Here is a 10,083-nt window from a genome sequence, read left to right as displayed (position 1 = left end):
AGCGTATTATTGACGCAAATAAGATGAATGAAGGCAATGAATAGGGTTGAGACAAATCACTAAAAGCAGCAGCGATGCGCATACTGCTTTTAGGTTGACCACTAAGGATAATAATTGACTGAGACCATGTTAACGATAGTCTCAATCAGCCGTACTTAATGGGTTTGTTTTAACTCAATATTAATACCCAATGATTTGATTTCTTTGGTCAGTACGTTAAACGATTCAGGCATACCTGGATCCATATACTGCTCACCATCAACGATGTTTTTGTACATACGCGTACGGCCTTCAACGTCATCCGACTTCACAGTCAGCATCTCTTGTAGCGTATAAGTCGCGCCGTATGCTTCTAGTGCCCAGACTTCCATCTCACCGAAGCGCTGACCACCGAACTGAGCTTTACCGCCGAGTGGCTGCTGCGTCACAAGTGAGTAAGAACCAGTTGAACGCGCATGCATTTTGTCATCAACCAAATGGTTAAGTTTGAGCATGTACATATAACCAACAGTTACTTTACGGTCAAACTTCTGACCAGTACGACCATCGTACAACGTCTGTTGACCATCGCGATCCATACCAGCAAGCTCTAGCAGGTCTTTAACTTGGCTTTCTCTTGCACCGTCAAATACTGCTGTGCCCATTGGTACACCAGCGCGCAAGTTATCTGCTAGCGCCATGATGTCATCATCACTCAAGCTATCAAGATCAACTTGCTCACCGCCAACTTGGTTATAGATTTTGTCTAAGAAGTCACGTAAATCTTTGATCGCTGCTTGAGATTTGAGCATACCATCGATCTTCTCGCCCAAACCTTTCGCTGCCATACCCAAATGCGTCTCTAAAACCTGACCGATGTTCATACGAGATGGTACACCAAGCGGTTCAAGACGATGTCAACGGTATTACCATTTTCATCATAAGGCATATCTTCAACTGGCATAATGCGCGATACCACACCTTTGTTACCATGACGACCCGCCATTTTATCACCAGGCTGAATACGACGCTTAACCGCTAGATATACCTTAACGATTTTTTGTACGCCATGTTGTAAGTCATCACCAGCGGTTAATTTGCGTTTTTTCTCAGCAAACTTCACATCGATATCTTTTTGCTTATCAACCAAGTACTCAGCGATTTGCGTTAGACGCTCAGAGATTTCTTCTTCAACTGGTTGGATATCCAGTAAGGTCTCAAGCTCATATCTTTCATATCAGCCAATGCCATCACTGTACCAGCTTTTAGACCAGAACCACCGCTGACTTTTTGACCATCTAACAGATTACCAATACGACCACGAGCCGCTTCTTCAAAGATACGTAGCTCTTCTTTTAAATCTTTACGATAGCTATCAAGCTGTGATTTTTCAATCGCTCTTGCACGTGCATCTTTTTCAACGCCGTCACGAGTAAAGACTTGAACGTCAATAACCGTACCTTTGCTTGACGTTGGTACACGTAGTGACGTGTCTTTAACATCAGCCGCTTTTTCACCAAAGATAGCCCGGAGCAATTTCTCTTCTGGCGTTAGTTGCGTTTCACCTTTTGGCGTCACTTTACCAACTAGAATATCACCAGCATCCACTTCAGCACCGATATAGACGATACCTGCTTCATCGAGGCTTGATAGAGCAGCTTCACCAACGTTTGGAATATCCGCAGTGATCTCTTCGGTTCCAAGCTTGGTATCACGTGCCACACAAGTCAATTCTTGGATATGAATGGTCGTGAAACGATCTTCTTTAACCACTTTTTCAGACAGCAAGATTGAATCTTCGAAGTTGTAACCATTCCACGGCATAAATGCGATGCGAATGTTCTGACCCAATGCAAGCTCACCAAGATCCGTTGACGGACCATCAGCCAAGATATCGCCTACAGCAATAGCATCACCTTGGTTGACGATAATACGTTGGTTGATACAAGTATTTTGGTTAGAACGCGTGTATTTAACGAGGTTGTAGATATCAATACCAGCTTCACCAGCAATCATCTCATCTTCATTGACACGAACCACAACACGTGAGGCATCAACGTCTTCGATCACACCGCCACGCTTAGCAATAACACAAACGCCAGAGTCACGAGCAACGTGACGCTCCATGCCCGTACCTACTAACGGCTTATCAGCACGTAGCGTGGGAACTGCCTGACGCTGCATGTTCGAGCCCATAAGCGCTCGGTTAGCATCATCATGCTCTAAGAATGGAATTAGACCTGCTGCTACCGATACTACCTGACTTGGCGACACATCCATATGCGTCACTTTTTCTGGCGGCATACGCACGAATTCACCATAGCTACGCACACTAACCATTTCATCAGATAACGCGCCTTCTGCGGTTACTGGTGAATCAGCCTGTGCAATGACCGTACCAACTTCTTCAATTGCTGATAGATACTCAATAACGTCTGTTACTTTACCATCAACCACACGGCGATAAGGCGTTTCTAAGAAGCCAAAGCTGTTGGTCTTTGCAAAAGTCGCTAGTGAGTTAATCAAACCAATGTTTGGACCTTCAGGAGTCTCAATCGGACATACGCGACCATAATGGGTATCATGTACGTCACGTACTTCAAAGCCTGCACGTTCACGGGTCAGACCACCGGGTCCTAGAGCTGAGACACGGCGTTTATGGGTAACTTCAGACAATGGGTTGTTCTGATCCATAAACTGCGATAACTGGCTTGAACCAAAGAACTCTTTAACCGCAGCAGCAACAGGTTTTGAGTTAATCAAATCTTGTGGTGACAAGTTATCAGATTCCGCTGAGCTTAAACGCTCTTTGACTGCACGCTCAACACGTACTAGACCAACACGGAATTGGTTTTCTGCCATCTCGCCGACCGAACGAATACGGCGGTTACCTAAATGGTCAATATCATCGACTTCACCGCGACCGTTACGAATCTCAATCAATTCTTTTAAGACATTAACGATATCGGCATTGGTCAATACGCTACGAGCGCGTTGGATGTCTGGATCATCAGTATTATCAAACTCTAACCCTAAACGGCGGTTAAACTTCATACGACCGACGTTCGATAAGTCATAACGATCAGCGTTAAAGAACATGCTGTCAAATAGTTTTTCAGCGGTCTCAACCGTTGGTGGCTCACCTGGACGCATGACTTTATAGATTTCAATCAATGCTTCTTCACGGCTTGACGTACTATCAGCACGCAAAGTGTCGGCAATATAACTGCTTGATCGATATCATTAGTGAATAGAATGCTGAACTCTTTGATAGACTCGCTGGCTTCAAATGCGCTTAATTTAACCAATAATTCATGGTCAATTAGAGTATTCGCTTTAGCGATAACTTCGTCATTCACCACGATATCTTCAGCTAAAATACGCTCATAGAGATACTCATCAGGTATCGCAATCTTCGTCATACCTGCTTCTTCAAGCTGACGAATACGGCGTGCATTAATACGCTTGCCCTGCTCTACGATGACATCACCTTCTGGTGATACGATATCGAACTGAGCCATCTCACCGCGCAAGCGATCAGCAACCAGATCAATCTCGAACTGCTCTTCACCTTTATAAACGGCTACTTTATCAAAGAACAAATCTAAGATTTCAGACGTTGTTAGACCAAGCGCACGTAGAATAATTGAAGCCAATAGCTTACGACGACGGTCAATACGAGCAAAAACTAAGTCTTTGGCATCAAATTCAAAATCTAACCATGAACCACGGTAAGGAATGATACGCGCGTTATAAAGCACTTTACCACTTGAATGCGACTTACCTTTATCATGATCAAAGAACACACCAGGTGAACGATGTAGCTGAGAGACGATAACACGCTCAGTACCATTGATAATAAAAGTACCGTTAGCCGTCATCAACGGCATCTCGCCCATGTAAACGCTTTGCTCACGGATATCTTTGATAGCCGCTTTGCTGTCTTTATCTTTGCTGTCTTTGTCTTTGATGATCAAACGGATTTTGACGCGCATCGGCGCAGCAAATGTTGAGCCACGCAAGATACACTCACGCTCATCGAATTCAGGCGTGCCTAAATAATATTCAACGAATTGTAGCTCTGCGTTACCAGAGTGACTCTCAATTGGGAAAATAGAGGAATACGCAGCTTGCAAACCAGTATTCTCACGAGCTTTTGGCTTTTTGTGCTCTTGCAAAAATTGCTCGTAAGAATCTACTTGAATAGACAGTAAATAGGGAATGTCCATCACAGTGGGCAATTCAGCAAAACTTTTGCGAATACGCTTTTTTTCAGTATAAGAATATGCCATCGAGAGTCCTTACAGTAAACGTGGAAACAAATTAAAAGCGTGGCCAACGTGCATAAATACGATGCAAACTTGGCGACGTAAACGATAATATAAAACAGGTAATCGTGTTCAGTTGATATCTTTTGTCAATTACTACTTCTGCTATCAGTGCTTACTTAGCACCCTTACTTTCATTTTATGATCGGTATCTAAGTCAGTCTATATGACCACTCAGACAACCAAATTCAATATCACATCATCTAAAACATATTGCTTTTTAAGCAAAACTTACTCATAGAGGTAAGAAAAAATGACTTATTCAAGGGTATTTCTAAGTTATCTGCTATCAAAACTGATTGTATTTAGTCATTTTTCTTTCAAAAAACTGGCTCTTTCAAAACCAACAATTCTATCAAAACTAATATCGTCGCTGATATGTACCGTCTATAAGCCTAACTACTGACAGTAATACACTGCGAAACGGACAACCTAAACTTAATAGCTTTTCAGAATTAATAATAATCGGGGTAACTATAACTTTTAGAATCAGTATAAACTATAGTGTTAATGGGAAAGCATGCAGACACAAAAAAATGCCAAACATCTATGGACGTTTAGCTTAAATTAACTGATTTCAAAAACTGGCATGTGTGCTTGCATGTATATCGTCTGTCCTTTTGATGGGTATCCACCGTGATGTTGCATACGACTGTTGGCAGACACAAAAGGTCAAGCTACGAATTATAGTAAAAAAAGCTGGCAATGCAAGGCATTACCAGCTTTTTTGTACAACACTAAGATAAGCGAAGCTTATTTTAGTTCAACAGTTGCACCAGCTTCTTCAAGTTTCTTTTTCAACTCTTCAGCTTCAGCTTTGTTAACGCCTTCTTTGATTGGAGCTGGAGCGCTTTCAACCAAATCTTTCGCTTCTTTCAAGCCAAGACCAGTAGCTTCACGTACGGCTTTAATTACGCCAACTTCTTCTCGCCAAAGCTGGCAAGAACTACGTCAAACTCGTCTTTTTCTTCAGCAGCAGCAGCAGCAGGGCCAGCAGCAGCAGGTGCAGCAGCAACAGCAGCTGTTACGCCGAATTTTTCTTCCATAGCGCTGATTAATTCAACGATATCCATTACTGACATTTCAGCGATTGCGTTTAACACGTCATCTTTAGATAGTGCCATGAGAACTCTCCGTTATCTGATAAAAATTAATTGATTTTAAAATCGCTTGGATTGCTTGCCAAATTTTCAAATAGTGTTGGCAATAAAGTGCAATCGGCGATGTCAAAGTTACGTTAAAACAAGCAATTATGCCGCTTCTTTTGCGTCTTTGATTGCTGCTACCGTGCGAACAAGCTTACTAGGAACAGCGTTCATAGTTTGAACAAGCTTGGTAACTGGTGCATTCATAGTAGCCATTAAGATAGAGATTGCTTCGTCGCGAGTTGGTAGCTTCGATACGCGCTCTAGCTCTTCTGGACCATAAACAACACCACCAACTGATACCAATTTGGTCTCTAAAGCTTTGTGATCTTTACTGAACTCGAAAACAACTCGAGCAGCAGATCCCAAATCTTCCATAGAGAAAGCCAAAAGTAATGGACCAGTCATACGGTCTGACATGCTCTCAAACTTAGTGCCTTCAAACGCACGTTTTGCTAGGGTATTTTTTACCACTTTCAAAACGACGCCTTTTTCACGGGCTTGTTCGCGCAGCTTAGTAAGCTTTGCAACACCAATACCATGATATTCGGCAGCTACTGCTGAGTAAGCATTAGCAGCAACTTCAGACACTTCAGCCACAACTTGTTGTTTTTGCTCTAGCGTTAATGCCATAAGTTGACTCCTTTAATCTTATCAATCAGCTGAATATTTAATCATTTAAACCTAAGCTTTTAAGCATTGGCATTCAATAATTAAACGAATCGCTTAGACTGACTTGATACGACACGTTATCAGCATATTTATTAAAAATAAATATACTCATAACGACTGATTACGGCACCGTTATCAGAATGACATCAAGTGATAGATTGAACTATCGGCTCTTATCAACAACTGGGTGGGTCACCGTCTGCGTAGGACAACTAAGATTTTCATCTTTCGTCGATTAACAAAAGCAGCTCGTTGTTATTACTAATGATCCGAAAAAAATTAATAAAAACGTAAAACTGCTTTCTACCTACGGTCTTAGACAGCATAGCGTTTGCTACGCTGACCTAATTCTTTAAAATATTTTTGCAGCCTTTATTTAAAATCGTCAAATAAAGGCACATATATAATTATTTTGCTGTGCGATATGGAACTGGATCAATACTTAGACCAGGACCCATCGTGCTAGACAAGGTAATTTTCTTAATGAAAGTACCTTTAGAAGTAGCAGGCTTAGCACGTCTTAAATCTGCAATCAGTGCTTCAGCATTCTGGATTACTTGCTCAGCAGTAAAACCAACTTGACCGATAGTCGTGTGGATGATACCTGCTTTGTCTACACGATACTGTGCTTGACCGGCTTTAGCGTTAGTAACCGCTTCAGCAACGTTAGGCGTAACCGTACCGACTTTAGGGTTAGGCATTAGACCACGTGGACCTAGGATGGTACCTAGTTGACCAACAACACGCATTGCATCAGGAGCAGCAATAACGATATCAAAGTCCATGTTACCAGCTTTGATTGATTCTGCTAGGTCTTCAAAACCAACGATATCTGCACCAGCTTCTTTGGCGGCTTCAGCAGCAGCACCTTGAGCAAATACAGCAACGCGTTTGGTTTTACCAGTACCAGCAGGTAGGTTAGTAGCGCCACGAACCACTTGATCAGATTTACGTGGGTCAACACCCAAGTTAATCGCAATATCAATTGACTCTTTGAATTTAAGAGGTGGCAAATCGTTTAGGATTTGAACCGCTTCTTCAACTGTATACTGCTTTTCATGTACAATACGGCTTTGAATTTCTTTTTGACGTTTGGTTAGCTTGCTCATTTACACACCCTCCACGGTAATACCCATTGAACGTGCAGTACCAGCATGGTACGAACAGCAGCATCAAGATCAGCAGCAGTTAAATCTGCATCTTTGGTCTTAACGATGTCTTCTAGTTGTGCACGGTCAACTTTACCGACTTTAGCGGTATTTGGTGTACCAGAACCTTTAGCGATACCAGCAGCCTTACGTAGTAAGTATGCAGCTGGTGGTGACTTCATGATGAAAGTAAAAGACTTATCGCTATATACAGTGATCTCAGTAGGAATCGGTAGACCCGGCTCTTGGTTTGAGGTCGCAGCGTTAAATTCTTTACAGAACGCCATGATGTTCACGCCTTTTTGACCCAATGCTGGACCAATCGGTGGTGAAGGATTTGCTTTACCTGCAGGGACTTGTAGTTTGATGTAACCATCAATCTTCTTAGCCATGATTTTCTCCTAAATGGGTAATAGCGCCAAATCAATGTGGTATAAACCTTATTGACTAACAGCTCCCCGGTTGATGAACTTTTTTGCTGATTTAGTCTAGCTTTTCAACTTTACTAAATTCAAGCTCGACCTGAGTCGGTCGATTAAATACGTTTACCGTTAAATGTAGTTTAGACTTCTCGTAATCCACTTTTTCTACTAACCCTTTAAAGTCAGTAAATGGACCATCGATAACCAACAGCTCTTCGCCCGGCTCAAATAGAGTCTTAGGACGTGGGTCAGTTTCAGTCTGATTCAAACGGTTTAAGATACGATCCGCTTCTACTTGCGTAATTGGCGCTGGTGTTTCAGGTGTGCCACCGATGAAACCCATAATACGTGGGCACTCTTTAACAATGTGCCAAGTATTGTCGTTCATTTCCATCTGGATCAATACATAACCTGGAAAAAACTTACGCTCACTCTTACGCTTTTTGCCGTCTTTCATTTCGACGACTTCTTCAGTAGGAACCAATACGTCACCGAATGATTCAGCGAAGTCACTACGATTAATACGATCAGTTAATGAACGCTGTACTTGCTTTTCATATCCTGAAAACGCTTGGACAATATACCAACGCATATCACGCTCCTGATCATTATAAGTAAATTTTGGGGTAAGACTCACTAATACGTGCGACTAACCAATAAAGATGCCAACGAACCAATTGAAAAAGTTATCTAATAACCAAACCAGAAAACCAACAATGGCAATCATGACAATGACCTGCCAGGTATATTGAAACGTTTCATCTTTACCTGGCCATGTCACTCGGCGCAATTCAACAGCAGCGTCTTTCAATAATATTTTAAAAGCGCGGCCTTGATGCGTTAATGCCAAGCATACTAAGGCGAATACAATAAGGGCAACGATAATACCAATACGTACCCAGACATCATTGGCAGGTTGCCAATAGCCAGGTAAATACTGATTAACTAACGTCGCCCCGATTAATACTGCTGCGGCAAGTAGCCACAGTACCACATCTTTTATTGAGCCTGTTTTAGCCACTTCAACAGCAGTTGTTTGATTGCCCGCTGAGATGTGCTTACCTTTAGACAGCATTCCACCAGCACCCGCCTTGGCATCAGATAACTTAGTCTCGAGGTTATCTTGATCATTGCTCATAAAGAACTCGCTTCGGAGATGGTGAGGTATAACAAAGATGTGATAAGAAGATGGCAGGCGATGTAGGACTCGAACCTACAACCCTCGGTTTTGGAGACCGATGCTCTACCAATTGAGCCAATCGCCTATGGGTGTAAAGGACAGTATTATACAATATTTGATATAAAATGCAAGCCTTTAGTGGTAAAATTATTATTTTTACCTAGTTTTACTCTTATTTGAATGTGCTATTGAATCATCATTACTTTAACAAAATGAAGATACAAGCGACTAATAAGAAGCAGCGTTAATATAGCAAGCTCCGCTAAGAATTACAATAGATTGGAAAGTAAATTATAGACGTTATAGGTATAACTGGCTAATCATGTTGCTAAGACAACGAAAGGTTTGATCATACTACTGAAGAATAACCATATTTCCTGATCATTTGATCTAAAAAAGCCACCCTTAAACAAGGATGGCTTTTTTATGACTAACTCACAATCTCATTACTGAGAATGACAGATTAGTTTAGTACGTTAGCAACAACACCAGCACCTACAGTACGGCCGCCTTCACGAATTGCGAAGCGAAGACCTTTGTCCATAGCGATTGGGTGGATAAGCTCTACGCCCATCTCAACGTTATCACCAGGCATTACCATTTCAGTACCGTCTTGTAATTGGATTGCGCCAGTTACGTCAGTGGTACGGAAGTAGAACTGTGGACGATAGCCGTTTAGGAATGGAGTATGACGACCACCCTCTTCTTTTGACAATACATATACTTCAGCGTCAAACTTGGTGTGAGGAGTGATTGAACCTGGCTTAGCAAGTACTTGGCCACGTTGTACATCTTCACGCTTAGTACCACGTAGTAGTACGCCACAGTTTTCGCCTGCACGACCTTCGTCAAGCAGTTTACGGAACATCTCTACACCAGTACAGGTGGTTTTTTGAGTGTCACGGATACCGACGATTTCGATTTCGTCGCCTACGCGTACGATACCAGATTCAACACGACCTGTTACTACAGTACCACGGCCTGAGATTGAGAATACGTCTTCGATTGGCATTAGGAATGCTTTGTCAACGTCACGCTCTGGCTCTGGGATGTAAGTGTCAAGAACGTTAAGAAGTTCTACAACCGCTGGTTGGCCGTATTTTTCTTGTGAGCCTTTTAGGGCTTCAGTCGCTGAACCATGGATGATTGGGGTATCATCACCTGGGAAGTCGTAGTCATTAAGAAGTTCACGAACTTCCATTTCTACGA

Annotated in this window: 5 protein-coding genes, 1 tRNA gene and 3 pseudogenes; all 9 read right to left on the bottom strand. The window is 42.3% G+C overall.

Annotated features, from left to right (window positions below; all coding sequences use genetic code 11):
- Positions 1-155: 155 nt before the first annotated feature.
- Positions 156-4,271: pseudogene (rpoB, locus tag TT12_RS06995) on the bottom strand (DNA-directed RNA polymerase subunit beta).
- Between the two features lie 789 nt (positions 4,272-5,060).
- Positions 5,061-5,431, bottom strand: a pseudogene (gene rplL, locus TT12_RS06990) (50S ribosomal protein L7/L12).
- Positions 5,432-5,557: 126 nt separating this feature from the next.
- Positions 5,558-6,085 carry a 50S ribosomal protein L10 gene (gene rplJ, locus TT12_RS06985; protein WP_045443904.1) on the bottom strand — a complete coding sequence of 176 codons (528 nt, stop codon included), beginning with the start codon at positions 6,083-6,085 and terminating at the stop codon, positions 5,558-5,560.
- A gap of 446 nt (positions 6,086-6,531) precedes the next feature.
- Positions 6,532-7,233 (bottom strand): 50S ribosomal protein L1, encoded by a 702-nt coding sequence (gene rplA, locus TT12_RS06980; RefSeq protein ID WP_045443901.1) that lies wholly within the window; start codon positions 7,231-7,233, stop codon positions 6,532-6,534.
- Positions 7,234-7,664, bottom strand: a pseudogene (gene rplK, locus TT12_RS06975) (50S ribosomal protein L11).
- Between the two features lie 91 nt (positions 7,665-7,755).
- Positions 7,756-8,286 (bottom strand): transcription termination/antitermination protein NusG, encoded by a 531-nt coding sequence (gene nusG / locus TT12_RS06970; protein ID WP_045443893.1) that lies wholly within the window; start codon positions 8,284-8,286, stop codon positions 7,756-7,758.
- A gap of 57 nt (positions 8,287-8,343) precedes the next feature.
- The gene (secE, locus tag TT12_RS06965; protein ID WP_083475710.1) at positions 8,344-8,832 is read right to left on the bottom strand and encodes a preprotein translocase subunit SecE; all 489 of its coding nucleotides are present in this window, start codon (positions 8,830-8,832) and stop codon (positions 8,344-8,346) included.
- A 51-nt stretch (positions 8,833-8,883) separates the two neighbouring features.
- Positions 8,884-8,959 (bottom strand) — tRNA-Trp (locus tag TT12_RS06960).
- A gap of 378 nt (positions 8,960-9,337) precedes the next feature.
- A partial coding sequence (locus tag TT12_RS06955) for an EF-Tu C-terminal domain-related protein (protein ID WP_045453394.1) occupies positions 9,338-10,083 on the bottom strand: 746 nt, incomplete at its 5' end.

It is taken from the genome of Psychrobacter sp. JCM 18903 (assembly GCF_000586475.1).
GTDB lineage: Bacteria > Pseudomonadota > Gammaproteobacteria > Pseudomonadales > Moraxellaceae > Psychrobacter.
This window is presented reverse-complemented; position numbering and strand designations above follow the sequence as displayed.